At 69.8% G+C, this 24,051-nt stretch carries 24 protein-coding genes and 1 pseudogene; 12 read left to right on the top strand and 13 right to left on the bottom strand.

The genetic code is table 11. From position 1 onward, the window contains the following. Positions 1–478: 478 nt before the first annotated feature. Positions 479–958 (bottom strand): MarR family winged helix-turn-helix transcriptional regulator, encoded by a 480-nt coding sequence (locus ACFU99_RS05150; RefSeq protein ID WP_384385970.1) that lies wholly within the window; start codon positions 956–958, stop codon positions 479–481. Between the two features lie 56 nt (positions 959–1,014). Between ACFU99_RS05150 and ACFU99_RS05145 the strand changes: the two genes are divergently transcribed. Further along, the gene (locus ACFU99_RS05145) at positions 1,015–1,545 is read left to right on the top strand and encodes a DUF6790 family protein (protein ID WP_384385967.1); all 531 of its coding nucleotides are present in this window, start codon (positions 1,015–1,017) and stop codon (positions 1,543–1,545) included. Between the two features lie 183 nt (positions 1,546–1,728). Beyond that, positions 1,729–2,058 (top strand): deoxyxylulose-5-phosphate synthase, encoded by a 330-nt coding sequence (locus tag ACFU99_RS05140; RefSeq protein ID WP_384385964.1) that lies wholly within the window; start codon positions 1,729–1,731, stop codon positions 2,056–2,058. Positions 2,059–2,122: 64 nt separating this feature from the next. Here the strand turns inward: ACFU99_RS05140 and ACFU99_RS05135 are convergent, their stop codons facing one another. Then, complete coding sequence (locus ACFU99_RS05135; RefSeq protein WP_384385961.1) at positions 2,123–2,818, bottom strand: hypothetical protein; 696 nt, start codon at positions 2,816–2,818, stop codon at positions 2,123–2,125. Positions 2,819–2,941: 123 nt separating this feature from the next. Further along, positions 2,942–3,553 carry an NAD(P)-dependent oxidoreductase gene (locus ACFU99_RS05130; protein WP_384385959.1) on the bottom strand — a complete coding sequence of 204 codons (612 nt, stop codon included), beginning with the start codon at positions 3,551–3,553 and terminating at the stop codon, positions 2,942–2,944. Positions 3,554–3,695: 142 nt separating this feature from the next. On the opposite strand from ACFU99_RS05130, the gene ACFU99_RS05125 reads away from it, so the two are divergent. Beyond that, the gene (locus ACFU99_RS05125; RefSeq protein ID WP_384385956.1) at positions 3,696–4,376 is read left to right on the top strand and encodes a TetR/AcrR family transcriptional regulator; all 681 of its coding nucleotides are present in this window, start codon (positions 3,696–3,698) and stop codon (positions 4,374–4,376) included. Positions 4,377–4,429: 53 nt separating this feature from the next. On the opposite strand, the gene ACFU99_RS05120 is transcribed toward ACFU99_RS05125, so the two are convergent. From ACFU99_RS05120 to ACFU99_RS05110, 3 genes are all read right to left on the bottom strand, one after another. Then, the gene (locus ACFU99_RS05120) at positions 4,430–5,212 is read right to left on the bottom strand and encodes an ABC transporter permease (RefSeq protein WP_384385953.1); all 783 of its coding nucleotides are present in this window, start codon (positions 5,210–5,212) and stop codon (positions 4,430–4,432) included. Beyond that, a complete protein-coding gene (locus ACFU99_RS05115) occupies positions 5,209–6,264 on the bottom strand; it encodes an ATP-binding cassette domain-containing protein (protein ID WP_384385950.1) in 1,056 nt (351 codons plus the stop codon). The genes ACFU99_RS05120 and ACFU99_RS05115 overlap by 4 nt, the downstream gene beginning before the upstream one ends. A gap of 79 nt (positions 6,265–6,343) precedes the next feature. Beyond that, positions 6,344–7,192, bottom strand: coding sequence for a DUF4097 domain-containing protein (locus ACFU99_RS05110; RefSeq protein WP_384385947.1), 849 nt, complete (start codon positions 7,190–7,192; stop codon positions 6,344–6,346). A gap of 536 nt (positions 7,193–7,728) precedes the next feature. Between ACFU99_RS05110 and ACFU99_RS05105 the strand changes: the two genes are divergently transcribed. The 6 genes from ACFU99_RS05105 to ACFU99_RS05080 all read left to right on the top strand — a co-directional run bounded on the left by ACFU99_RS05105 (position 7,729) and on the right by ACFU99_RS05080 (position 15,240). Beyond that, positions 7,729–9,351 (top strand): ABC transporter substrate-binding protein, encoded by a 1,623-nt coding sequence (locus tag ACFU99_RS05105; RefSeq protein ID WP_384385945.1) that lies wholly within the window; start codon positions 7,729–7,731, stop codon positions 9,349–9,351. A gap of 73 nt (positions 9,352–9,424) precedes the next feature. Next, positions 9,425–10,348 (top strand): ABC transporter permease, encoded by a 924-nt coding sequence (locus ACFU99_RS05100; RefSeq protein WP_384385942.1) that lies wholly within the window; start codon positions 9,425–9,427, stop codon positions 10,346–10,348. Continuing rightward, positions 10,341–11,318, top strand: coding sequence for an ABC transporter permease (locus ACFU99_RS05095; RefSeq protein WP_384385939.1), 978 nt, complete (start codon positions 10,341–10,343; stop codon positions 11,316–11,318). The genes ACFU99_RS05100 and ACFU99_RS05095 overlap by 8 nt, the downstream gene beginning before the upstream one ends. Before the next feature lie 11 nt (positions 11,319–11,329). Further along, complete coding sequence (locus ACFU99_RS05090; protein ID WP_384385937.1) at positions 11,330–12,418, top strand: ABC transporter ATP-binding protein; 1,089 nt, start codon at positions 11,330–11,332, stop codon at positions 12,416–12,418. After that, on the top strand, positions 12,411–13,544 hold the full coding sequence (locus ACFU99_RS05085) for an ABC transporter ATP-binding protein (protein WP_384385934.1): 1,134 nt from the start codon (positions 12,411–12,413) through the stop codon (positions 13,542–13,544). The genes ACFU99_RS05090 and ACFU99_RS05085 overlap by 8 nt, the downstream gene beginning before the upstream one ends. Positions 13,545–13,707: 163 nt before the next feature. Beyond that, a complete protein-coding gene (locus tag ACFU99_RS05080) occupies positions 13,708–15,240 on the top strand; it encodes an amidase (RefSeq protein ID WP_384385931.1) in 1,533 nt (510 codons plus the stop codon). A 32-nt stretch (positions 15,241–15,272) separates the two neighbouring features. Here ACFU99_RS05080 and ACFU99_RS05075 read toward each other — a convergent pair whose 3' ends face one another. Continuing rightward, positions 15,273–16,157, bottom strand: coding sequence for an NAD(P)H-binding protein (locus tag ACFU99_RS05075; RefSeq protein WP_384385928.1), 885 nt, complete (start codon positions 16,155–16,157; stop codon positions 15,273–15,275). A gap of 110 nt (positions 16,158–16,267) precedes the next feature. On the opposite strand from ACFU99_RS05075, the gene ACFU99_RS05070 reads away from it, so the two are divergent. Then, positions 16,268–17,026 carry a helix-turn-helix transcriptional regulator gene (locus ACFU99_RS05070; RefSeq protein WP_384385926.1) on the top strand — a complete coding sequence of 253 codons (759 nt, stop codon included), beginning with the start codon at positions 16,268–16,270 and terminating at the stop codon, positions 17,024–17,026. Between the two features lie 30 nt (positions 17,027–17,056). Here ACFU99_RS05070 and ACFU99_RS05065 read toward each other — a convergent pair whose 3' ends face one another. Next, positions 17,057–17,452 (bottom strand): winged helix-turn-helix transcriptional regulator, encoded by a 396-nt coding sequence (locus ACFU99_RS05065; RefSeq protein WP_384385923.1) that lies wholly within the window; start codon positions 17,450–17,452, stop codon positions 17,057–17,059. Positions 17,453–17,939: 487 nt separating this feature from the next. Here ACFU99_RS05065 and ACFU99_RS05060 point away from each other — a divergent pair, with 487 nt between their 5' ends. Then, positions 17,940–19,109, top strand: coding sequence for a D-alanyl-D-alanine carboxypeptidase family protein (locus tag ACFU99_RS05060; RefSeq protein ID WP_384385920.1), 1,170 nt, complete (start codon positions 17,940–17,942; stop codon positions 19,107–19,109). Between the two features lie 110 nt (positions 19,110–19,219). Here ACFU99_RS05060 and ACFU99_RS05055 read toward each other — a convergent pair whose 3' ends face one another. Both ACFU99_RS05055 and ACFU99_RS05050 read right to left on the bottom strand, forming a co-directional pair. Beyond that, positions 19,220–19,435: a DUF397 domain-containing protein gene (locus tag ACFU99_RS05055; protein ID WP_384385916.1), complete on the bottom strand. Its 216-nt coding sequence runs from the start codon at positions 19,433–19,435 to the stop codon at positions 19,220–19,222. Beyond that, positions 19,428–19,955, bottom strand: a complete 528-nt coding sequence (locus ACFU99_RS05050) for a DUF5753 domain-containing protein (RefSeq protein WP_384385914.1) — start codon at positions 19,953–19,955, stop codon at positions 19,428–19,430. Before ACFU99_RS05050 ends, ACFU99_RS05055 begins: the two co-directional genes overlap by 8 nt. A 363-nt stretch (positions 19,956–20,318) precedes the next feature. Between ACFU99_RS05050 and ACFU99_RS05045 the strand changes: the two genes are divergently transcribed. Beyond that, positions 20,319–20,654: a hypothetical protein gene (locus ACFU99_RS05045; RefSeq protein WP_384385911.1), complete on the top strand. Its 336-nt coding sequence runs from the start codon at positions 20,319–20,321 to the stop codon at positions 20,652–20,654. Positions 20,655–20,759: 105 nt separating this feature from the next. Here ACFU99_RS05045 and ACFU99_RS05040 read toward each other — a convergent pair. The 3 genes and pseudogenes from ACFU99_RS05040 to ACFU99_RS05030 all read right to left on the bottom strand — a co-directional run. Beyond that, positions 20,760–21,884, bottom strand: a pseudogene (locus ACFU99_RS05040) (ABC transporter ATP-binding protein); the annotation flags it as partial. Then, positions 21,838–22,914, bottom strand: a complete 1,077-nt coding sequence (locus ACFU99_RS05035; RefSeq protein WP_384385908.1) for an ABC transporter ATP-binding protein — start codon at positions 22,912–22,914, stop codon at positions 21,838–21,840. The gene ACFU99_RS05035 and the pseudogene ACFU99_RS05040, both read right to left, overlap by 47 nt. A gap of 52 nt (positions 22,915–22,966) precedes the next feature. Continuing rightward, on the bottom strand, positions 22,967–23,947 hold the full coding sequence (locus tag ACFU99_RS05030; RefSeq protein ID WP_384385973.1) for an ABC transporter permease: 981 nt from the start codon (positions 23,945–23,947) through the stop codon (positions 22,967–22,969). Between the last annotated feature and the right edge of the window lie 104 nt (positions 23,948–24,051).

The raw sequence follows: 24,051 nt of genomic DNA, 5'->3' as shown, positions 1-24,051 counted from the left end.
TCGCGGCAGCAGCCAGCGGCGCAGCGCAGCGGAGCCAGCCCTGACCTCAGCCACCCACCAAGCCGCAGGCAGCGAACCGAGCGCAGCCCCGCCCCTTCCCCCTCCGCTGCTGGCGCCTTGGACCCGGAGGGTCCGAGACGAAAGCAGTACCCGGCCGGGCGCAATACCGCCCCACTCAACCGCCCCCGCGCTGTGGGCCGCAGGCCCGAGACGTGCTCGCGGTCGAAGGCTCGGAAAGGCCGTCTCGCGGCAGCAGCCAACTGCGCAGCGTGACGGAACCCGCCCCTCCCCGCCCCCTCCCTCCCGCTGCCGACGCTCTGGACCCGGATGCCGCCCCACGCGGCAGCCGCCTGGACATCAGTCCCAGCCCCAGGCCGAACTGGCCCACTGGCCCACCGGCCCAGATGCGGGACGGCGGCTCGTCCCCGCGACCTGTCATGGCTACCCGGGCCCGGGCCAGGGTCAGGGCCAGGTCTGTTCAGCCCGTACCCGATTCCGGGGCGGCGGCCGGTTTCCGGGGTGTGGCTGGGCGGCGGGGCTCGTCGGAGGTCAGGAGCGCCGCGAGGCGATTGGTGTCGGCTAGGTAGCGGTCGTAGGGGAAGCCGGCGTCCACGAGGGCGGTGCGGAACTCTTCTTCCAGGGGTTTGCCTTCCGCCAGGAAAGTGGCCTGGCCCATTGGGGTGAGGGTGACCAGGCGGCGGCGCCGGTGGGCGGGGTCGACGTTGATCGTCACGTACCCCTCGGCCTCCAGTGGGCGCAGGGCGCGGCTGACGGCGGGGTCGGACAGGGTCAGGGCCTCGGCGAGCTGGTGCTGGGTGGCGGGTTGGATCTCCTCCAGGGTACCCAGCAGCCGCAGTTGGCTCGGGGAGAGGCGCTGGTTCGGGCCGGAGCGGCGCCGGGCTGCCTCGCCCATCAGCATGACCACGCGGTGCAGGAGCTCTGCCAATCCTTCATCCATGCGTCCACCCTACCGGACACTTGCATTGTTAATATTAACCATGCAACACTCAGGTCATGGACAACCTCCCTTACGCCGTTCAGACCACGTTCCCGATGCTCTTCATGCTGGTGCCCGCCCTCGGCGCACTGGTGAGCTGCCGCCGCCGCAGCAACGGCCGGCCGGCGCTGGAGATCTGGCAGCGCTGGTGGTCCATCGGCGCCCTCGGCATCGGCAGTCTGTGGATCACGATCTCGTTCCTGGCGGTACCGGACGCCATGGCCGACGCCATCGGCTTCGCCCACTCGCCGTTCCAGTTCGAGATCGCCTTCGCCAACCTCGGCCTCGCCCTGCTGGGCTTCCGCGGCGCGTCCGCCTCGGCCCGCGAGCGCCTCACGAGCGGGATCGCGGCCGCCGCGTTCCTGTGGGGAGCCACGATCGGGCACGTCTACCAGTGGTTCGCCCACGGCGACCACGCCGCCGGAAACACGGGCGGCATCCTGGCCAACGACATCCTCATCCCCGCCGTCATGATCGCCCTGGCTGTCGCGGACATCCGCCGCTCCCGCTCCGGCCGGAGCAGCCACGCCGCCCGCCTGGTCGCCTGATCGCAGTGGCCGGTTCACCCACCCAGCAGTGGGGTCCCGGAAAGAACGGCCGTCGATCAGGACGAGCCGTTCTTCCCGGGATCCCACTGCTGTCGTCCGATGAGCCCGAGGGCCGGCTGCCGACAGCGGACCCGGACGGAAAACCCGTCGAGTCCGGATCAGGCACGGCCTACTGTGCCTGGCATGGCCCACTCGAAGACCTCCTACGTCTGCCTGCCCTGCCGGGCCTCGTACAAGCAGCGCTACGTCGGCGATCACGAACGGATCTGCCCGCGTTGCGCCGGGGCGTTGACCCACGTGGGCTCTGCCTTCGCGCCGCCGCGGCGGCGCGATACCGCGGGCTGGCGGACGCTGGCGGTGCTGCTGAACGCCGGTGTCCGCTTTCATAAGAGCTGCTGCGGTGGTCCCGGGTATCGCCCGCGCACGCTCAGCGAGGTGCGGGAGCGGATGGCCTACGCGCGGAGGACGGGGGAGCCGTTCGCGCGGGCGTTGGTACGTCGAGAGGTGCCGTAGGCCCTGGGCCCACGGCACCTCTCACTGCGCGACTTCGGTCGTGTCGCGCAGTGTCGCGTCGTGTCTAGTCGTGCGAGCTGATGACGCCGCCGTTGCTGAGGACGATGTAGACGCCGTTGGCGTCGACGCCGATGTCGTGCTGGTCGGCGGTTTCGATGGTGTCGACGACGTTGCCGTCGCTGTCGGTGAGTTCGGCGCGGTAGTGGAGCTCGCCGACCTTGGTGACCTTGGCGTCGAAGCCGCCCTTGAGCGCGAAGGTGCCGGGGCCGGTCTGGCTGTCGCCCATCCAGGAGTGGATGCGGCCGTCGGTGGTCAGGACGACGAACATGTCGTTGGCATCGAGCCCGGCGGCCCCGTCGTGGGTTTCGATGGTGGCGAGGGTGTCGCCCTTGTTGACGATCTTGGCGCGGAAGTTCTGGTCGCCGACCTTGGTGACGCGGGCTTCACTGCCGTCGGGGAGGGGGAGGTTGCTGACCGCCGTCTCCGACGAGTCGCCGTCCTCGGCCGCCGACTTGGTGCCGGTCTTCGCGCCCGTCTTGCCGTCCGTCTTGGTGTCGGTCTTGCCGCCGGTGCCCTGTGCCTTGTCGCCGGAACCACCGTTGTGAGACTCGGAGGCGGCTGCCTGGCCCATGGACTTGGCGCCGCTGTCGTCGGAGCCGGAGCAGGCGGTCAGGCTGAGGCCGGCGGCCGCGGTCAGGGCGATGGCGGCCATGCGCAGGGTGCGGCGGCGAGCGGTGAGGGTGGTGGCCTTGGAGCGCATTGCGAGTCCCCCGGGGGCAGTCGGCGACGTTGTTTCGGTGATTCCTCGGTACGTCCACCACTCTGGTCGCCTCCGCTACCGCCTGAACGCCGCACCGCTAACGCCCGGCTAACACCGCCGAGATCAGCCGAGCGGCACGACGATCGCGCCGCCGTGGGCGCCCGTCTCCGCCTCGTCCAGCATGAGAGCGGCCACGGAGGCGCGGGACATCCTCGGCGGGAGAAGCGGACGCCGTAGGTCCGCGAGGGGCACGATGCGGCGGTTCGGGCTGAGGGGGCCGCCGGTGAGGTCCGGGGCGTGGAAGACGGCGGCGCCTGCGGCCAGGGCTATCCGGTCCGCCTCGGCCTTGGCGCTCAGTTCCTTGCCCACAGCCATGCGCATCACCGCCTGGTAGATCCGGCCGCCCGCGCCGGTCGACGCGCCGGAGCCCAGCGCGCCGAGCCACACCGTACGGACGTGTGCGGCGGCGAGCAGTTCGGCTCCGGCGGCCAGCGCGCCCAGGCCGTCGCCCTTGCCGACGCCGATGGCCGAGACGGCCACGTCGACATCGTCGAGGCCGGGGAAGGTCTCGGGGGAGAAGACGTCCGCCTGCCGGATCTCGGCCCGGCGCGCCGTGGGCGCGGTGATCTTGCCCGGGGTGCGGGCCAGCGCCACGACGTGGTGTCCGCGTTCCAGCGCCTGGTCGACGACGAGGCCGCCGACCTGTCCGGACGCGCCTAGTACCGCAATGCGCATGGTGATCCCTGATCCGTTCGCTATGACTGAACAACTGTTGGTGAAGTAAGTAAACGAGTGTTGGTCAGTCGGTGTCAAGGCGGGTCGGGGCTGTAAAGTGAACAGTCGTTGTTGAAGGTGTCGAGGTCGGAAGGGGGCCGGTGTGCCGCCTCAGGAGCGGGCCGTCGCCCGCCGCCGTAACCCGCGCGGCCAGGGGCAGGTGCTCAAGGACCAGCTCGTGGACGCCGCCGCCAAGCTGCTTGCCACCCTCGACCGCCCGGAGACCCTGACCCTCCGGCAGGTCGCACGCGAGGTCGGCGTCGCACCGGCCAGCATCTACAGCCACTTTCCGGACCTGAGCGCGCTGATCCAGCACGTTCTGCGGCTGCGCTACGCCGAACTGGCCCGCCGGATGAACGAGGCCGCCGCATCCGCCCCGACCCCGCTGGCCGACCTCGTGGCGCGGTGCGCGGCCTATGTGCACTGGGGAGTCGAACAGCCCGGTCACTACCGGACCTTGTTCGGCGGACGGATGGCCGCCGATACCGTCCCCGGTTCGACCCATGGGGACGGGGCCGAACTCCTCGAATCCGTCGTCGCCTCCCTGGCCGCCGTCGCCGGTCCCGAACGGACGGGCTCCACGGTCGAGCGGCAGTGGCAGGCCGGTCTCATGCTCTGGACCGCCATGCACGGCCTCATCAGTCTCTACAACGACCACGGCAACCTCCCCTGGCCACCCCTGGACGAGTTGCTCGCCGACCTGATCGGCCTGCATTCCGGTCGGCCGGCGGAGGACATCGTCGCCCTTCTGCCGTTGCCGCTGCCGCGCGGCGGGGCTTCCTAGGGCCGGTCCCGCTCCGGTTCGCCGTCGCGATCTGGACGCGCCCCGAGGAGCACTCAGCGCTTGGTCGTGCTGTTGAAGAGCGACCGCGACCAGACGTAGCCGACCAGCGTGATCCCCGCGCACCAAGCCAGCGCTATCCAGGCGCTGTTGCCTATCTCCGTCCCGGTGAGCAGGCCGCGCAGCGTCTCGATCATCGGGGTGAACGGCTGGTACTCGGCGAACCAGCGCAGGCCCGGCGACATGGATTCGGCCGGTACGAACGCCGAGCCGAGGAACGGCAGGAACTGGATCAGCAGCGGCTTGTTGCTCGCCGACTCGACGGTCTTGGAGATCAGGCCCAGCGCCACGGACAGCCAGGTCACCGAGAAGGCGATGACCGCGAGGAAGCCGGCCGCCGCCAGCCACTCCAGCGGGGTCGCCCCGGAGCGGAAGCCGACGGCGAACGCGACGCCGACGACCGGCACGGCGCACACCATCGTCTGGGCGACGCTGCCCAGGACATGGCCCGTCATGAACGACGAGCGCGTGATGTTCATGGTGCGGAAACGGTTGATGATGCCTTCGGTCATGTCGGAGCAGACCGCGATCGAGGTGGACATCGAGCCCGCGGCCACGCCCATGATGATGATGCCGGGCGTCAGATAGTTCAGATACGCGTCCCGGCCGCCGCCCATACCGGTGCCGATCGAGTCCCCGAAGGCGTACACGAACAGCAGCAGCATCAGGATCGGCGTCATGGCGCTGCCCAGCCCCACGGACGGGTAGCGGATCGCGTGTTTCACGTTCCGCCGCAGCATCGTCATCGAGTCGTGCACGGCATAGGTGAGGGTGCTCATCGGAGGGGCTCCTTCGCGTGGGACGCGGCGGTGGTGGCAGAGGCGGAGGCAGCGGTAGCGGTAGCGGGAGTGGCGCCGTCCCCGGTCAGGGCCAGGAACACGTCGTCCAAGTCGGGGGTGTGCACGGAGAAGTCGGCGGCGCGGACGCCGGCGGCGTCGAGCCGGTCGAGCAGGGCGCGCAGCGCGTCCAGCCCGCCGTCGCCCGCCACGCGCAGGGCGAGCTCCTCGTCGTCGCGGGCCGCGCCGGGGAAGGCGGCGGCCGCCCGCTCGTACTCGTCGGGGCCGGTGAACCGCAGGCGGACATGGCTGCCGGGGATCTGCGCCTTGAGCTCGTCGGCCGTGCCCTCGGCGACGATCCGCCCGCCGTCCAGGACCGCTATCCGGTCCGCCAACTGGTCGGCCTCCTCCAGGTATTGCGTGGTGAGGAAGACGGTGACGCCGCCGGCGACCAGTGAGCGCACGGTCTCCCACATCGTGCGGCGGCTGCGCGGGTCCAGTCCGGTCGTCGGCTCGTCGAGGAAGATCACCTGCGGGTCGCCGACCAGCGTCATGGCGAGGTCGAGCCGCCGCCGCATGCCGCCGGAGAAGAACGCGGCGCGCTTGTGCGCGACGTCCGCGATCTGGAACCGCTCCAGCAACTCCTTGGCCCGTTTGCGCCCTTCGCGCTTGCCGAGGCGCAGCAGGTCGGCCATGAGGAGCAGGTTCTCCTCGGCGGTGAGCAGGTCGTCGAGCGCGGCGAACTGGCCGGTGACGCCGATCGCGGCGCGTACGCCGTCCGGCGCCGTGGCCACGTCGTGCCCCGCGACCTGCGCCTGGCCGCCGTCGGCGGCGACGAGCGTGGACAGGATCTGCACGGTGGTGGTCTTGCCGGCGCCGTTCGGCCCCAGCAGCGCGAACACGGTGCCGGCCGGGATCCGCAGATCGATGCCGTCGAGAACGGTCTTGTCACCGTACGACTTGCGCAGATCGGCGGTGGAGACGGCGGGCGGCTGGCGGCCGTCATCCCGCCGGGATGTGGACGTGGATGTGGACGTGGATGTGGTCGTGGGCATGACAGGTGAAGGCATGGGCTGTCCCGATCGGAGGTGTTGTTCGCGGCCAAGTGGGCTGGTTCGCGCGGTGGTTGAGGTGTCAGGCGGCCCGGGAGCGGCGGATGTCGATGTTGCCGTAGCGGGTGTGGGCCCTGACCTCCACCGTCTCCTCGGACTTCCGCGGGCTCCCGGTCGCGGCGAGCGCGCTGTACACATGACCGGAGCGCGAATCGACGTCGAGCCAGGCCGCCGTGCCCTCGCGGATGCCGATCTCGATGGCTCCGTAGGAGGTCTCCAACTGGACCGCACCGCGAGCGACTTCGGCGACGCGCAGGGTGCCGTGCGCGGTGGTGGCGGTGACCGAGCCCTCGGCGCGCTCTATGGAGATGTCGCCGTCGGCGCCGCTCACCCGCAGGTCGCTCCGCGCGTCGCCGACGGTCGTGGTGCCGTGCGTGTTCTTCAGGGTGGCGGCGCCGTCGATGGTGCCGACGCGCAGGCTGCCGGAGCTGGTGGTGATCTCGGCCGGGCCTTCGACGCGGTCCACGGTGATGCTGCCGTGGGTCGCCGTCAGGTACAGCGGGCCGGTGGTGCCGAGGCGGACGTCGCCCGACGAGGTCCGCACCCGCACCTCTCCGAGCCGGCCCTCGCCGTGGACCTGGGCCCAGGCTCCGGTGGTCTCCACCTGTGAGCCCGTGGGCAGTTCGACCGTCACGTCCACGGTGCCGGTGCGCCCGATGACGTTGCGCTGCTTGGGCGTCCTGATGGTCAGCAGACCGCTCTCGTATGTGACCTCGGTCTGCTCGGCCGCCCGTACGTCCTGGTCCTTCGCGCGGTCGCGGGGCCGTACCTCGACGGCGGTGTCGAGCCGGTCGGCTGCGACGAACCGGATGGATCCGGCTTCCACGTGGGCGGTGGCCGAGATCGTCGCTGGAGTGTCGAAAGAAGGCATGGCTGTCCCGTCCTCTTGGCTCTTCTGGATCTTCCGGGCTGGGCTTCTGTGGCTCTGAAGCCTTGCGCCGCCCCTTTCGGAGAGGCGGGCCGCTGACCTCGTGATGTCATAGTGGCACCACTCTGGCGTCAGTGGCAACCCCACGATCGGGGGAACTGTGGAGTGTCACCCGTGAACCCGCTATGACCTGCTGAAATGCGCTCGCGTCAAGCTGCATCAAGTTGTGTCAGCGCGGCGCCGTGCGCCGCCGCAGCCCCCTCTGGCGCGCCGAATGGTGCCGCCTGCTGCCGCCTGGCGTCACCTGGCGTCACCTGGCGCCAGGCGGTGCCACCTAGCGCCACCCGCGCCGCCCCCGCGACCCGCGCCGCCCCCGCCGCCCGCCGCCGTCCGCGAGTGGCAACGCGCCCCCCGCCTCACGCGTACGGGCGGTTTCCCCGGCCAAAGGCACACGTACGGCAGCCGTAAAGATGCACTGCGTAACCGCATGGGGTGTTATTTGGGCCTAAGCGAGTCCTGGGACCCGGAGGAGGCACTTCATGCGCGGAGCCACGCGCGCCAAGTGGGCCGTGTGGGTGATGGTCGTCGTCGCCCTGGCCGCTACGGGCTGCGGGGGCGGCAGGAGCGTGGGCAAGGGCGGGGCCGTACGGGCGTCATGGGGCGATCCGCAGAATCCGCTGGAGCCCGCGAACACCAATGAGGTCCAGGGCGGCAAGGTACTGGACATGATCTTCCGGGGGCTGAAGAAGTACGACCCCAGGAGCGGCAAGGCCGTCAACGTCATCGCCGACCGGATCAAGACCTCCGACCAGCGGAACTTCACCATCACCATCAAGGACGGCTGGACCTTCAGCAACGGCGAGAAGGTCACGGCGCACTCCTTCGTGGACGCCTGGAACTACGGGGCGGCGCTCGGCAACAAGCAGAAGAACGCCTCTTTCTTCCAGTACATCGACGGCTACGACAAGGCCCATCCGGACTCCGGGAAACCGAGCGCCAAGACGCTGTCGGGGCTGGCGGTCAAGGACGACCGGACGTTCACGGTCCGGCTCAACCAGAAGTTCTCCACCTGGCCCGACACCCTCGGCTACGCCGCGTTCTCGCCGCTGCCGAAGGCGTTCTTCGACGACCACGACGGCTGGATCGACAAGCCCATCGGCAACGGCCCGTACACCGTGCGCTCGTACGACAAGGGCACCGTGATGCGGCTCGCCAAGTGGGACGAGTACCCGGGGGACGACAAGGCGCGGAACAACGGCGTCGAGCTGCGGGTCTACACCGACAGCAACACCGCGTACACCGATCTCCAGGCCGGCAACCTGGACCTCGCCGACGACATCCCGGCCCAGCAGCTCAGGAACGTCAAGGCCGACCTCGGTGACCGCTATATCAATCAGCCCGCCGGCATCCTCCAGACGCTGTCCTTCCCGATGTACGACAAGGCGTGGTCCAAGAGCGGGATGGCGAAGGTCCGCAAGGGCCTGTCCATGGCCATCAACCGCCGGCAGATCACCGACGAGATCTACCAGAAGACCCGGGTCCCGGCCACGGACTGGACCTCGCCGGTGCTCAAGGCGGAGGGCGGCTACAAGGCGGGGCTGTGCGGGACCGTCTGCTCGTACAACGCCGAGGAGGCCAAGCGGCTGATCACCGAGGGCGGCGGGCTGCCGGGCGGCAAGGTGACCGTCACCTCCAATGTCGACACGGGCTCGCACCGGGTGTGGATGGACGCGGTCTGCAACAGCATCAACAACGTCCTCGGCAGCGAGAAGGCGTGCACGGTCAACCCGATCGGCACGTTCGCGGACTTCCGCAACAAGCTCGGCGGGCACCAGATGACCGGCCCGTTCCGCACCGGCTGGCAGATGGACTACCCGCTCATCCAGGACTTCCTCCAGCCCCTCTACTACACCAACGCCTCGTCCAACGACGGGAAGTTCAGCAGCCCCGACTTCGACCGGCTGGTGGACAAGGCGAACGGCGAGAGCGACAAGGCGAAGGCGGTGTCCGACTTCCAGGACGCGGAGAAGGTGCTCGCCGAGCAGATGCCGGTGATCCCGCTCTGGTACCAGAACGGGAGCGCGGGCTACTCCGAGAGCATCAGCAATGTCGCGCTGAACCAGTTCAGCGTCCCGGTCTACAACGAGATCAAGGTCAACTGACCGCAGGCAGCCAGGGGTCCGGCGGGCCGCACCGCCCGCCGGGCCAGACCCTCCCACCAACCCCGGAGCCCCCATGGGACGCTATGTGATCCGGCGGCTGCTCCAGATGATCCCGGTGTTCATCGGCAGCACGTTCCTGATCTTCTTCATGGTGTACGCGCTGGGCGACCCCGTCGCCGCCCTCTTCGGCGACAAGGCGCCCGACCCCGCGACCGCCGCCCAGATCCGCAAGGACCTCTACCTCGACGAACCGCTGTGGAAGCAGTACCTGCACTACATGGGGCAGGTGCTGCAAGGGAACTTCGGCACCGCCTTCAACGGCCAGAAGGTCACCGAGCTGATGTCCACCGCCTTCCCGGTGACGCTGCGGCTCACGCTCGTGGCGATCGTCCTGGAGATGGTCATCGGCATCGTGCTCGGCGTCTTCAGCGGGATGCGGCGCGGGCGCGCGGTGGACACGACCGTCCTGCTGCTGACCCTGATCGTCGTCTCCGTCCCGACGTTCGTCAGCGGCTACCTCCTCCAGTACGTGTTCGGCGTGAAATGGGAGACGGCCGCCGCTTCCGTGTCACCCGAGGCGCCACTGGGCGAACTGCTGCTCCCCGGGCTCGTACTCGCGCTGGTCTCGCTCGCCTACGTGACCCGGCTGACCCGCACGTCGATCGCCGAGAACGCCCGCGCCGACTACGTCCGCACGGCCGTCGCCAAGGGGCTGCCGAGACGCCGGGTGATCACCCGCCATCTGCTGCGGAACTCGCTCATCCCGGTCGTCACCTTCATCGGCACCGACATCGGGGCGCTGATGGGCGGCGCGATCGTCACCGAGCGGATCTTCAACATCCACGGCGTCGGCTACCAGCTCTACCAGGGCATCCTGCGGCAGAACTCGCCGACGGTGGTCGGCTTCGTGACCATCCTCGTCATCGTCTTCCTGCTGGCGAACCTGCTCGTGGATCTCCTCTACGCCGTGCTCGACCCGAGGATTCGCTATGCCTGAGCCGTACGTACCCAAGGAAGCCGTCTCGCACGGCGACGGGGCCACCGCCGCACTCGCCATCGGCGAGGCCGAGACCCTTGAAAGGGCCCCGGGAGGGCCGGGCGCTCCGGGCGACCCCTCACTCAAAGCCCGCAGCCTGTGGTCCGACGCCTGGCACGACCTGCGCCGGAACCCGGTCTTCATCATCTCCGCGCTCGTCATCCTCTTCCTCGTCGTCATCGCGATCTGGCCGTCCCTGATCGCGAGCGGCAGCCCGTACAGGGCGGACCTCTCCAAGGCGCAGCGCGGTGCCTCGCCCGGCCATCCCTTCGGGTACGACACCCAGGGCCGCGACGTCTACACACGCGTCGTCTACGGGGCGCGGGCGTCTATCACCGTCGGCATCTGCGCGACGGCGGGCGCGGCGCTGCTGGGCAGCGTGCTCGGCGGCCTGGCCGGGTTCTTCGGCGGCTGGTGGGACGCGCTGCTGTCGCGGATCGCGGACGTGTTCTTCGGCATCCCGATCATCCTGGGCGGCCTGGTCTTCCTGTCCGTGGTCACCAGCGGCTCCGTCTGGCCGGTCGTCGGCTTCATCGTGCTGCTGGGCTGGCCGCAGATCTCGCGTATCGCGCGCGGCTCGGTGGTGACGATCAAGCAGAACGACTTCGTGCAGGCGGCGCGGGCGCTGGGCGCGGGCAACGGGCGGCTGCTGCTGCGGCACATCGCGCCGAACGCCGTCGCACCGGTGATCGTCGTGGCGACGATCGCGCTCGGCACGTATATCGCGCTGGAGGCGACCCTGTCATTCCTCGGCGTCGGGCTGAAGCCACCGACCGTCTCCTGGGGCATCGATATCTCGGACGCCGCGACCCGTATCCGCAACGCCCCGCACATGTTGCTGTGGCCGGCCGGCGCGCTGTCCATCACGGTGCTCGCCTTCATCATGCTCGGCGACGCGGTCCGCGACGCCCTCGACCCCAAGCTGCGCTGAGGAGACGTCGGATGACGCCATCGACATCGACTTCGACACCGGCATCGACCCCGGCGTCGACACCGCCATCGCCGTCGCCGGACGATCGCGATCGAGAGACGACATTGCTGGACGTGCGCGACCTCCAGGTCGAGTTCCGCACGAGGGACGGCGTGGCCAAGGCCGTCAACGGGGTCTCCTACAGCGTCGACGCGGGCGAGACCCTCGCCGTGCTCGGCGAGTCGGGGTCGGGAAAGTCGGTGACCGCGCAGGCCGTGATGGGCATCCTCGACTCCCCGCCGGGGTTCGTGACGGGCGGGGAGGTGCTCTTCAAGGGCGAGGACCTGCTGACGATGGGGCGCGAGGCGCGCCGCAAGGTGCGCGGCGCGAAGATGGCGATGATCTTCCAGGACGCGCTCTCCGCGCTGAACCCGGTGGTCTCGGTCGGCGCGCAGCTCGGCGAGATGTACGAGGTACACCAGGGGATGTCCCGCAAGGCGGCGCGGGCGAAGGCCGTCGAGCTGATGGACCGGGTGCGCATCCCGGCGGCGCGCGAGCGGGTCGGGGACTATCCGCACCAGTTCTCCGGCGGTATGCGCCAGCGCATCATGATCGCGATGGCGCTGGCGCTCCAGCCGGACCTGATCATCGCGGACGAACCGACCACCGCGCTGGACGTGACGGTGCAGGCCCAGGTGATGGACCTGCTCGCGGAGCTCCAGCGCGAGTACAACATGGGGCTCATCCTGATCACCCATGACCTGGGCGTGGTCGCGGATGTGGCCGACAAGATCGCGGTGATGTACGCGGGCCGGATCGTGGAAACCGCGCCCGTACACGAGTTGTACAAACGCCCGGCCCACCCGTACACCCGCGGACTGCTCGACTCGATTCCCCGGCTCGATCAGAAGGGGCAGCAGCTGTACGCGATCAAGGGGCTGCCGCCCAACCTCGTCGCGATCCCGCCCGGTTGCCCCTTCAACCCGCGCTGCCCGCGCGTGCAGGACATCTGCCGTACGGACCGGCCGCCGCTGTACGAGGTCGCCGAGGAGGACGGCACGCCGCTGCCGGGCCGCGCCAGCGCCTGTCACTTCTGGAAGGAGGAGCTCGCCGATGCCTGAGCTGACCAAGGAGAGCGAGGCGGCCCCGGCCCCGGCGCGTACCGAGCCGATCCTCGAAGTACGCGACCTCGCCAAGCTCTATCCGCTGACGCGCGGCATCCTGATGAAGAAGCATGTCGGAGCGGTACGAGCGGTCGACACGGTCTCCTTCGGGCTGGCCCGCGGCGAGACGCTGGGCATCGTCGGCGAATCGGGCTGCGGCAAGTCGACGGTCGCGAAGCTGCTGGTCAACCTGGAGCGGCCGACGAGCGGGCAGATCCTGTACAAGGGCGAGGACATCACCCGGCTCTCCGGGCGCGCGCTCAAAACCGTACGGCGCAACATTCAGATGGTGTTCCAGGACCCGTACACCTCGCTCAATCCGAGGATGACGGTCGGCGACATCATCGGGGAGCCGTACGAGATCCACCCGGAGGTGGCTCCGAAGGGCAGCCGTCGCAAGAAGGTGCAGGACCTGCTGGATGTCGTCGGGCTCAACCCCGAGTACATCAACCGGTATCCGCACCAGTTCTCCGGCGGCCAGCGCCAGCGCATCGGCATCGCCCGCGGGCTCGCGCTGCGCCCCGAAGTGATCGTCGCCGACGAGCCCGTCTCGGCGCTGGATGTGTCCGTACAGGCGCAGGTGGTCAATCTCCTGGAGCGGCTCCAGGACGAGTTCGATCTGTCGTACGTCTTCATCGCGCACGACCTGTCCGTGGTGCGGCACATCTCCGACCGGGTGGCGGTGATGTATCTGGGGCGGCTGGCGGAGACCGGGACCGAGGACCAGATCTACGAGCACCCGACCCACCCGTACACCCAGGCGCTGCTGTCGGCCGTACCGGTGCCCAATCCCGAGGCGCGGGACCGGCGCGAGCGGATTCTGCTCTCCGGCGACGTGCCGTCCCCGGCCAATCCGCCGTCCGGCTGCCGGTTCCGCACCCGGTGCTGGAAGGCGGAGGCGGTGTGCGCGGAGAAGGTGCCGCTGCTGGCGGTGCCGGAGGTGTTCCGGGAGGCCGGCGGTCCGGCGGCGCACGAGTCCGCGTGCCACTTCGCGGAGGAGCGGCGGATTGTGGATACGGGGCGGGGCGGGGGCAGCGGCGGGGTCGCCGGGCCTGCCGGGTCGGGGGCGACGGCCGACGGGTAGGTCGCGCTGCTTGTCGGTACGGGTGTGACTTCCCCAACGGGGTGGCTTCGGCGACGGGTTCCGCGCTTATCGTGATCTTGCTGTGCGTACGGTTCCGTATGACTCCGTACGGTTCCGTGCGGCTGTGCAGCTTACGTCCGTGCGGCGAGGAGGCGAGTGGGCGATGGGCGAGAACGAGATCCACTACCGGGACGCGACGGAACTGGCGGAGCTCGTCGGAGCGCGGCAGATCTCCGCGGTCGAGGTGGTGCAGGCGCACTTGGACCGCATCGAGGCGGTCGATCCGCAGGTCAACGCCGTTGTGACGGTCGCCGCCGAGCAGGCGCTCGACGCGGCGCGCGCGGCCGACCGGGCAGTGTCGGACGGGGCCGCCACGGGGGCGCTGCACGGGGTCCCGTTCACGGTCAAGGACTCGCTGGACGTGGCGGGGACGGCGGCGATGCGCGGTTCGTCGCTGTTCCGGGACCGGGTGCCGGGGAAGGACGCGACGGCGGTGGCCCGATTCCGGGCGGCCGGCGGGATTCCGCTGGCCAAGACGAACCTGCCGGAGTTCTCCTACTGGACCGAGACGGACAACCTGGTCACCGGCCGGTCCCGCAACCCCTGGGACGGCGAGCGGACTCCGGGCGGCTCCAGCGGCGGGGAGTCGGCCGCGATCGCCGCCGGGATGTCGCCACTCGGACTGGGCAGTGACGTCGCCATTTCCGTACGAGGCCCGGCCCACGACACCGGCATCGTCGCGCTGAAGGCGACCCGCGGCCGGGTGCCGATCACCGGGCACTGGCCGGAAATCCCCGGCCGCTACTGGCACGTCGGCCCGATGGCGCGCAGCGTTCGGGACATCGCGACCGCGCTGAAGATCCTCGCGGGGCCGGACGGCGTCGACGGCTACGTACGGCGACTGCCGCTCGCGGTCGACCCGCGGGACGGCCTCCGGGAGGGGCCGGCCGGGCTGCGGGTGGGCTGGGCGGCCGATCCCGCCTTCGGGCCGGTGGACCGCGAGGTCGCGGCCACGGTCGAGGCGGCGGCCGACGCGCTGCGGGAGCTGGGCTGCACGGTCGAGCCGGTCGGGGTGGACGGGGTGGACGGGGCCGGCTCGACAAATGGGTTGAGGAACGGACCGGGGAACGGGCTGGGGAACGGACTGGCCGGGCTGGCGGACATCGACGCGACCGCGCTGAGCATGGTGCTGTTCACCGCCGAGGTGGTGCCGTACTTCCGCCGGGTCGCCGCCGGCCGCGAGTCCGAACTGCACGCTGTCATCCAGCGCACGCTCGCCGCGCCGGAGATCGCGATGGCCGACTATCTCGACGCGCAGCGCCAAGTGGAGCGGCTCAGCTCGCTGTTCGCCGGGTACTTCGAGCACTACGACGTACTGCTGTGCCCCGTATGTCCCATTCCCGCTCCGCCGCACGCCCTGTCGAAGTTCGACGTCGGGGGCGTCACCGTCCCGGCGCGCGGCATCATGCGCGCGACCGTTCCCTTCAACCTCACGGGGCTGCCCGCGCTGTCGCTGCCGTTTGGGGCGAGCGGGGCGAGTGAGGCGAGCGGGGCGAGTGGGGCGAGCATGGAGGGGCTGCCGATCGGCGTGCAGCTCGTGTCGCGCTGGTACGACGAGGGGACTCTGTTGCGGGTCGGGGCAGCCCTGGAAGGGGTCAGTCCGGTACGCGGGCGGAGGCCGCCTGGGCTGGTGTGACGTATGCACGTATGTGCGTACGGTGCCGGGGCTCACGACGACGCGTCGGTGATCTGCGGTCGTAGCGTGTCGTACGCCCAGGCGGCGAGCGTGGTCGGGGTCGTGGTCCGTACGGTGCGGGGCTGTTCCGGGGCGAAGTCCTCGCGGAGGCCGGTCGACATGCCGAGTACGGCCTCGACCAGCCCGTCGGACATTCCGACCCCTTGGAGCTGGGCGCGCATGGCGTCGTCGGTGATCCGCTCGACGCCGATCCGGCGGCCGGTGGCGGCGGTGAGGATGTCGGCGACCTGCCGCCAGGTGAGGTCGGCGGCTCCATGGACGCCCTGGACGCACCGCCCGGACCAGCCGGGGGAGAGCAGCCGGGCGGCGGCCACCTCGGCGATGTCGCGGGGCGCGACCCAGGCCATGGGCAGGTCGAGGGGCAGGATCACCTGGAGCGTTCCGGCGCGCAGGGCGTCGAGCTGGAATTCCAGGTTGGTGAAGAAGTAGCCGCAGCGGAGGTGGGTGACGTCGATGCCGAGGCCGTCGAGCGCGGTCTCGGTGCGTGCCAGGCCGTCGATCTCGCCCGCGCCATGACGCTTCTCGGCGCCGACGCTGCTCTGGAAGACGACGCGGCCGATCCCGTTGCCGGTGACGGCGCGGACCACGCTGTCGGTGGCGCGGGCGTAGTCGGCGAGCGGGTCCGTTCCCTCGGCGGGCGGGTCCACCCAGAACAGCGCGTCGATGCCGGCGGTGGCCGCCGCCACTGAATCGGGTTCGTACTGGTCGACTTGTACGGCGTCCACTTCGTCCCGGATGTCGGGGGCGAGTCGGCCGGGATCGCGCAGCAGGACGCGCGGCCGGACTCCGGCGCGTACGAGCGCGGTGACGACGTGGCGGCCGACGTTGCCGGTCGGGGTGGTGACGGCGATTCGCATGATGTCCTCATTTCTTTGTAGTTGATGCGTCGGCTTCGGCGGCTTCGGCGGCTTCAGGCTAGGGGCAGAGGCGGCCGGAATATGTCCGCCTTTCCGGGAAGGCTGAGCCCATGGACATGGAGATGGACATGGACCCCGGCCTCGGCACCGAACCGACGGCCAGGACCCTGACCTTGCTGACGCTGCTCCAGTCGGGCGGCGAGTGGACCGCCGCCGACCTGGCCGAACGCCTGGGTACGAGCGTCCGTACCGTACGGCGCGACGCCCAGCGGCTGCGGCGGCTCGGGTACACGGTGGAGGCGCGGCCGGGGCCGGGCAGTGCCTACCGGCTGCGCCCCGGCGTCAAGATCCCGCCGCTGCTGTTCACCGCCGACGAGATCACCGCGCTGGTGGCCGGGCTGCATCTGATCCGCGCCTGGCTGCCCGAGGAGGCGGTGGCGTCGAGCGCCCTGCTCAAGCTCGACCAGGTCCTGCCGCGACCGCTGCGCCGCCGCGCGGCCGCGACCGACCTGGCGACGGAGGTGTTGCAGCAGCCCGGCGCGGTGGTCGAGGCGGCGACCGTCGGAGTGATCGCCGACGCGGTGGCCGGGGACGGCCGGGTGCGGTTCGACTACGTCGACCAGTACGGCCGGCCGACGACCCGGCTGGTCGAGCCGTACCGCCACTTCCTGCGGGCAGGGCAGTGGTATCTGGTGGGTTTCGACGTCGACCGCGACGACTGGCGCACTTTTCGGCTCGACCGGATCACCGATATCTCGGCAGTGGAGGGCACTTACCCGCCTCGTGCATTCCCCGACGAGTCGATTGAGCACTGGCTGACCACCGACTTCGGGCGGGCTCCCGGGGGGTCGTCCGGCTCCGCGGGGTGACCGGGCCCAATACGGGTCCTGATACGGGGCCTAATGGGGTGAGGCCGCGGTTGTGTCGACCGCTTCGAAGCCTTCGCGGCGCATCCGCTCGGTGCCCCAGGCGCTGAGCGCCCCGAGCGCTTCGTTGAGTGTGTTCCCGTGTGTGGTCAGGGAGTACTCCACGCGCGGCGGCACTTGGGCGAAGACCTCCCGGTGCACGAGGCCGTCGTCCTCCATCTCCCGCAGGTGCTGCGTCAGCATCTTCTCGCTCACCCCCGGAAGCCCGCGGCGGAGTTCGGCGAAGCGGCGTATGCCGTGGGTGTGGAGTTCCCAGAGGATCAGCCCTTTCCATTTTCCGCTCACCACGTCGAGCGCGGCGGCGTCGATGCCGCAGATATCCGGGAACCGCGCTGACATCGGGGGCTGCGCGGATGTCGGATGCTCCATGGGTGGTGGGGTGCGGACCGCGAGCGCTCTACGGGCGGCAGGAGTGGTGTGACTCTCCGTGAGCCCTGGCGGCGGGGTGTGGGGGCTCGCCGCGTGCCCCGGCTCGCGATCTCGCGCAGTCCGTCCTCCCGGGAGTGGCCGTCCGTCCCTGCCGCGTGCGGCCGACGGGGCAGAACTGTCTGCGTAGCCGGGCACACTTGGGCAATGGGCCGACAAAGCGGTCTTAACGCCCAGGAGTTGGTGGGAGCGCCTGAATGAAGGGGGATCGATGGGGCAGGTGTGCCGCAGGGGAGTCGGCTGGACACCCCGCGCGAGTGGCTCCACAGGGCCCGCAGGGTGCCTCCACATCGCCTTCACGAGGGCTGGGCGCTGTTACGGGGCTATGACAAAGCCAGCTTGACAGTCACTGTCATTACGGAAGTAGGTTCGCTGTAAACCTAGTTTCGACTACGCACCGGCGTCCCTCACGCCGGAAGAAGGGATGCCCATGGGTTCCCACGCCCGTCCCAACCGGATACACCGCACCGGGGTCCGTGTCGCGATGGTCGCGCTCGTCGGCGCAGCCCTGCCGATCAGCGCCGCCGGTCTCGCCGAGGCGGCCACCCCCGGTACCGCGCACTCCGTGGACGAGAAGGGCCAGCAGAGCCCTGAGGCCACCACTCCGGCCGGTCACGAGGCCGGACATCAGCAGCAGGACGTGCAGCGGCAGCCGCTCCAGGCGACGCAGCACGCTGTAGCGGACCAGAACGGCCACAACGACCAGAAGGCCGAGAACGGCAACAAGGCCCACGACCGGGCCGACGGCCAGGCCCGTGACAAGGCGAACGACAAGGCCGGCAAGACCGCTGCCGCGCAGGACCCGAAGGACCAGGCCGCTCCCCAGATCAAGGCCGACCACGCCTTCCTGCTGGACGCCCGCGACGGCAGCCAGGAGCGTCCGATGTGGGGCGGGGCCAAGGCCGACGAGAGCGTGCCGATGGCCAGCACCACCAAGATCATGACTGCCGTGGTGGTGCTCAAGCACCCGGAGTGGCTGAACCGTCAGATCGAGGTGAAGCAGGAGTACCGGGACTACGTCCAGAAGGCCGGCGCCAGCACCGCCGACCTCCAAACGGGCGACAAGCTGACCGTGAAGCAGATGTTGCACGCCATGCTGATCCCGTCCGGCTCGGACGCCGCGCGGGCCCTGGCCGACAACTTCGGCTCCGGCGCCACCGAGGAGGCGCGGATAGCCGACTTCGTGCGTCAGATGAACGACGAGGCGCAGGCGCTGGGCATGAAGGGCACGCACTTCGACACATACGACGGCATCTCGCACGGCAACAACCACAGCACCGCCCGCGACCTGGCCAAGCTCGGCCAGCGCGCGATGCTCCAGCCGACGTTCGCCGAGGTCGTGAAGAACAAGCAGTTCAAGACCGAGGCCCCGGCGGCCAACGGCCACACCCGGTACTACACCTGGAACAACACCAACGAGCTGCTCAGCAGCTACGACGGCATCCTGGGCATCAAGACCGGCAGCGGCCCGGAGGACGGCTACTGCCTCGTCTTCGCCGCCAAGCGCGACAACCGCACGCTGGTCGGCGCGATCCTCCGCGACGACGAGGGCCGCTTCGACGACGCCACCAAGATGCTCGACTGGGGCTTCGCCCACTAGTCACTTGAGCGGTTACGCACCGCACGCGGCCTCATGGGCCCCCGCACCGTCCCCACCCCCACGGTGGACGAGTGGGGGCCTTCCGCGTGTACGAGCAGCCGGCGTCGGCCTTATGCGTCGTTGCGGGCCGCGAACGCGACGAATGCCGCCCACGCGGCGGGGGAGACAGTGACCACAGGGCCGTCGGGGTCCTTGCTGTCACGTACGGGCACAACGCCGCCGCGAGCCACGGTGCTGGGAGCCCACTCGACGCACTGGCCGCCCTCGGGCCCGCTGTACGACGACCGGACCCACTCGGTGGACGCCAAGCTAATTCCGTTACGCATAAGTCCGCTCCTTGGACATGCCTTGACGCAGGCGATTGATGTAAGCGATCGACTCATCGGGGGACAGGGCGTGAGCCCGCAGTCGGTCGTAGGTGCCGACGGCGGTGGCCACGGTCTTCGCGTTCTCGTACGGACGGCCTCCCTGCGGTCCCTCGGTGTGCAGCACCGTAGGGGAGTCCTCGAAGGTCAACAATGTAAACGCGGTCCCCGTGGCGGGAGCGCCCGCTTCGAGGGGCAGCACTTGGATGGTGATGTGCGGCGACTCGGCTTCTCGCGCGAGGTGTTCGAGCTGCTGCGCCATGACGTGTGGTCCTCCCACATACGTCCTGAGGGCCGCCTCATGCAGCACGACCCATAGCAACGGAGGTGCTTCCCGCTCCATGACCTCGTGACGCCGTATACGCGCTGAGACTTTGCTCTCGATCACCGCCGTCCCTTCACGGGGATTCCCGGCGCGGAAGACGGCGTGAGCATAATCGACCTCGGAGCCCAGTGACTCCGCCTCCCTCGAAGCCCTCATCAGGGCTGGGGGCCTCGCGCTCCTCGTGCCGCAAGTGATCCCCCGTCCCCACGAATTCGCCGCCCCGACCCGTGCGTTGATCGCCCGTGTCCGGGACGCCCTCCGGGGGCGGTTCGTGTGAAGAGTTCCGCGCGGGCGCACCTGTCGCAACTGATCGCCACATGCGGCATCGACGGTGCGCTCCTGGTGTCCAAGACGCCGACGCCCGGCACTGCCCGTCCCCCGGGCCCGATGCTGCCCGCGTTCCCGCCCTGCCAGTGCCACGAACACCGCGCCGGACGCGGCAAGCCCGACACCGCCGTACGGCTCAGTGCCTCACCCGATGGCGGCCCCCGCCCCACCGGCAGCCCCCGAGGAGTTCCGTTGAGCCGCACCTTCCGCTACGTGCCATTCACCATCGCCCAGGACACGACCACCCACCCCGAGTACCGGGCCGCATGCGTGACGGGTGAGGAGAAGGACTGCGGCGAAATGATCCGTTCCGGTAGCCCGGACTGGGTCGAAGAGTGGATGCGCCGCCACACTCAGCGCACCGGGCACACTCGCTACTGCCGCACCGTCGACGACTACGCCGTTCTCGAACCGCCGCCGGGGTGCGCCGGACAGGCGGTCATCGGACAGGCGGTCGTCAGGCAGGCGCAGACCTCACGGCCACCCCTTCCCGATGCTGACGGGGCACGGAGGACTGAAGGGGCATGAGTCGACTTCACACCCTCCTCGTGACTGTGAGCACGCTCGTAAGCGTTCTCGCCTTCACCTTCGTCGTCGCCCGAGGCCACTGACAGAGGCCCCGCCCCCGGCCCGTCAATCCCCCGGTTTGTCGGACCGCAGTGCCGGGTCCAGGACCACGTCCTGGTCGATCGCCATCGTCGGGGCCTCCGGGAAGTGGCAGGCCGACAAGTGGCCCTCGTGGTTGCCGTCGAGGCGTTCGAGGGGTGGGGTGACGCGGGCGCAGACGTCTTGGGCTTTCCAGCAGCGGGTGCGGAAGCGGCAGCCGGAGGGGGGCTGGATGGGGGAGGGGACGTCGCCGGCGAGGCGGATGCGTTGGCGGGGGGCGGTGGTCTCGGTCTCGTCGGTCAAGGTTGCTTCCGGGACGGCCGAGAGCAGGGCATGGGTGTACGGGTGGCGGGGGCGTTGGTAGATGTCGTCCCTGGTGCCGACCTCGACGATCTTGCCGAGGTACATGACCGCCACGCGCTGCGAGAAGTGGCGGACCACGGCCAGGTCGTGGGCGATGAAGAGGAAGGCGATGCCCAGTTCGCGCTGGAGCTCCTGGAGGAGGTTGACGACCTGGGCCTGGATGGATACATCGAGGGCCGAGACCGGTTCGTCGGCGACTATGAGTTTGGGGTCGAGGGCCAGGGCGCGGGCCACGCCGATGCGCTGGCGCTGGCCGCCGGAGAACTCGTGCGGGAAGCGGTTGTAGTGCTCGGGGCTGAGGCCGACGATCTCCAGGAGCTCGCGGACGCGGGCCTCCCGGCCGCCCTCCGGATCGATTCCGTTGATCTCCATCGGGCCGGAGATGATCGTGCCGACTGTCTGGCGCGGATTGAGGGACGAGTACGGGTCCTGGAAGATCATCTGTATCTCGGAGCGGACCGGGGCCAGCGCCTTGCGGCTCGCGTGCGTGATGTCCTGCCCCTGGTACGTGATCCGGCCTGCCGTCGGCTCCAGCAGCCGTGTCAGCAGCCGTCCGGTGGTGGACTTGCCACAGCCGGACTCGCCGACGAGGCCGAAGCTCTCCCCGGCCCGTACAGTCAGGTCGATGCCGTCCACGGCCTGCACGGCTCCCACGCGGCGCTTGATCGGAAAGCCGCCCATGATGGGGAAGTGCTTGGTCAGCCCCTCGGCGACGAGGATCTCGGTCATCTGCGTTCGCTCCTCAGCCCAGCCGGGGCTTGATCTGCTCGGTGAAGGTGGTCCGCTTCTGCTCCGCGGTCAGATGGCAGGCCGCGCCGCGCCCGTCCGGCAGTTCCGGTCGCTCCGTACGGCACCGGTCTCCGGGCACGTCGGCCGCGAAGCCGCAGCGCGGATGGAACGGGCAGCCCGGCGGCGGGGCCAGCAGGCTCGGGGGCGCGCCCGGGATCGGAGTGAGCGGCTCCGCCACGTTCGAGGCGAGACGTGGCATCGAGCCCAGCAGACCCCACGTGTACGGGTGTTGGGGCGCCCGTAGCACCTCGCGGACCGTACCGCGCTCGACGACCCGGCCCGCGTACATCACCAGCAGGTCGTCAGCGGTGTTGGCGACCACCCCCAGGTCATGGGTGATCAGGATGATCGCCGAACCGGTCTGCTGCTGAAGGTCCCGCAGCAGGTCCAGGATCTGCGCCTGCACGGTGACGTCCAAGGCGGTCGTCGGCTCGTCCGCGATCAGCAGCTCCGGGTCGCAGACCAGCGCCATAGCGATCATCGCGCGCTGCCGCATGCCGCCGGAGAACTGATGCGGGTAATCGTCCACGCGCAGAGCCGCGTTGGGGATGCCGACCTTCTCCAGCATGTCGATCGCCCGCAGCCGCGCATCACGCCGCGAGGCGCCGGTGTGCTTGCGGAACGGCTCGGCGATCTGACGGCCCACCGTGTAGTACGGCGAGAGGGACGTCAGCGAGTCCTGGAAGATCATCGCCATTTTGTTGCCGCGCAGCCGCTCCAGCGTCCGTTCCCCCGCGCCGGTCAACTCCTGCCCGTCCAGCCGGATCTCGCCCTTCACCTCGGTGTTGCGCGGATCGTGCAGCCCGAGAACGGTCAGGTTGGTGACGGACTTGCCGGAGCCGGACTCGCCGACGATGCCCAGCGTGCGGCCCCGGGCGAGATCGAAGGAGAGCCCGTCGACGGCCTTGACGACGCCGTCCTCGGTGCCGAAGCGCACATACAGGTCGCGTACGGACAGGAACGCGTCGTCCTGGTCCGCCTCCGCGTCCGGGGCGGGACCGGCGGCGCCGGGCTGGGTCACAGTGGTCACGTCGGTGGTTCTCCAGGCTCCTGAGATGGACGGGGCGGGCTCACAGGGGCGCTCACGCCAGGCGCACGCGCGGGTCGATGAAGGCGTACGCCGCGTCCACGATGATGTTGGCCACCACGATCGCCGTGCAGCCCACGAGCATCACCGCCATCAGCGTCGGCAGGTCCGTCTCGGTCACCGAGGAGACCGCGAGCCGCCCGAGGCCGTGCAGATTGAAGGTGAACTCCGTGATCATGGCGCCGCCGAAGAGCGAGCCGAGGTCGATGCCGAAGATCGTGACGATGGGCGCCAGCGCCCCGCGCCACGCGTAGCGGAAGAAGACGGCGCGGCGGGACAGCCCCTTGGCCCGCGCCGTCCGCACATGCTCCTCGCCCAGCTGCTCGATCATCTGGGAGCGCGTCATACGGGTGTAGTTGGCGACGAAGATGATCGACAGCACCAGCCAGGGCAGCAGCATCCCCATGAACCACTTTCCGGGGTTCTCCGTGAACGGGTGATAGCCCGGCTCGTCCAGGATGCGCAGCCCGCCGCTGACGAAGAGGCCGAGCGCGATGACGCCCACGAAGTAGATCTGGAGCGAGTTGCCGATCAGCGACAGCGAGCTGAAGATCTTGTCGACGACCGTGCCGCGCCGGGCCGCGGCGATCATGCCGAAGCCGACGCCGACGATCAGGAAGACGAACGCGCCGCCGAGCGCCAGCGACAGCGTCGTCGGGTAGCGGTCGACGATGGTGCCCCAGACCGGCTGCTGGTTGGAGAAGGAGTAGCCGAAGCAGGGGGCCGGGCAGTGGCCCACGGTCAGGTCGCGGCCCGCGAAGATGCCGATCATGTAGTGCCAGTACTGGACGGGTACGGGCTGGTCCAGGCCGAGGTTCTTGTTGATGACGGCGAGCGCGTCCGGCGTGCAGTTCTTGCCGCAGGACATCAGGGCCGGCTCGGAGGGCAGCGCGAAGAACAGGAAGAACGTGATCGCGCTGATCAGCAGGATGATGACGAGCGCGCCGAGCGAGCGGCGGGCGAGGAAACGAAGCATGGCATCGCGGTTCTTCCGGTACAGGCGCGTTCCGGTACGAGCGCGTTCCGGTACGGCGCGCGGGGCGTCCTGGCTGGTGGGAGGGGCCGTGCCCGCCACAGCGG

It is taken from the genome of Streptomyces sp. NPDC057654 (assembly GCF_042800135.1).
Taxonomy (GTDB): Bacteria; Actinomycetota; Actinomycetes; order Streptomycetales; family Streptomycetaceae; genus Streptomyces.
This window is presented reverse-complemented; position numbering and strand designations above follow the sequence as displayed.

Coding starts and splice junctions, on each gene's coding strand:
- ACFU99_RS05150 (WP_384385970.1), bottom strand. CDS start 958: ATGGATGAAGGATTGGCAGAGCTCCTGCACCGCGTGGTCATGCTGATG.
- ACFU99_RS05145 (WP_384385967.1), top strand. CDS start 1,015: ATGGACAACCTCCCTTACGCCGTTCAGACCACGTTCCCGATGCTCTTC.
- ACFU99_RS05140 (WP_384385964.1), top strand. CDS start 1,729: ATGGCCCACTCGAAGACCTCCTACGTCTGCCTGCCCTGCCGGGCCTCG.
- ACFU99_RS05135 (WP_384385961.1), bottom strand. CDS start 2,818: ATGCGCTCCAAGGCCACCACCCTCACCGCTCGCCGCCGCACCCTGCGC.
- ACFU99_RS05130 (WP_384385959.1), bottom strand. CDS start 3,553: ATGCGCATTGCGGTACTAGGCGCGTCCGGACAGGTCGGCGGCCTCGTC.
- ACFU99_RS05120 (WP_384385953.1), bottom strand. CDS start 5,212: ATGAGCACCCTCACCTATGCCGTGCACGACTCGATGACGATGCTGCGG.
- ACFU99_RS05115 (WP_384385950.1), bottom strand. CDS start 6,264: ATGCCCACGACCACATCCACGTCCACATCCACGTCCACATCCCGGCGG.
- ACFU99_RS05110 (WP_384385947.1), bottom strand. CDS start 7,192: ATGCCTTCTTTCGACACTCCAGCGACGATCTCGGCCACCGCCCACGTG.
- ACFU99_RS05105 (WP_384385945.1), top strand. CDS start 7,729: ATGCGCGGAGCCACGCGCGCCAAGTGGGCCGTGTGGGTGATGGTCGTC.
- ACFU99_RS05100 (WP_384385942.1), top strand. CDS start 9,425: ATGGGACGCTATGTGATCCGGCGGCTGCTCCAGATGATCCCGGTGTTC.
- ACFU99_RS05095 (WP_384385939.1), top strand. CDS start 10,341: ATGCCTGAGCCGTACGTACCCAAGGAAGCCGTCTCGCACGGCGACGGG.
- ACFU99_RS05090 (WP_384385937.1), top strand. CDS start 11,330: ATGACGCCATCGACATCGACTTCGACACCGGCATCGACCCCGGCGTCG.
- ACFU99_RS05085 (WP_384385934.1), top strand. CDS start 12,411: ATGCCTGAGCTGACCAAGGAGAGCGAGGCGGCCCCGGCCCCGGCGCGT.
- ACFU99_RS05080 (WP_384385931.1), top strand. CDS start 13,708: ATGGGCGAGAACGAGATCCACTACCGGGACGCGACGGAACTGGCGGAG.
- ACFU99_RS05075 (WP_384385928.1), bottom strand. CDS start 16,157: ATGCGAATCGCCGTCACCACCCCGACCGGCAACGTCGGCCGCCACGTC.
- ACFU99_RS05070 (WP_384385926.1), top strand. CDS start 16,268: ATGGACATGGAGATGGACATGGACCCCGGCCTCGGCACCGAACCGACG.
- ACFU99_RS05065 (WP_384385923.1), bottom strand. CDS start 17,452: ATGGAGCATCCGACATCCGCGCAGCCCCCGATGTCAGCGCGGTTCCCG.
- ACFU99_RS05060 (WP_384385920.1), top strand. CDS start 17,940: ATGGGTTCCCACGCCCGTCCCAACCGGATACACCGCACCGGGGTCCGT.
- ACFU99_RS05055 (WP_384385916.1), bottom strand. CDS start 19,435: ATGCGTAACGGAATTAGCTTGGCGTCCACCGAGTGGGTCCGGTCGTCG.
- ACFU99_RS05050 (WP_384385914.1), bottom strand. CDS start 19,955: ATGAGGGCTTCGAGGGAGGCGGAGTCACTGGGCTCCGAGGTCGATTAT.
- ACFU99_RS05030 (WP_384385973.1), bottom strand. CDS start 23,947: ATGCTTCGTTTCCTCGCCCGCCGCTCGCTCGGCGCGCTCGTCATCATC.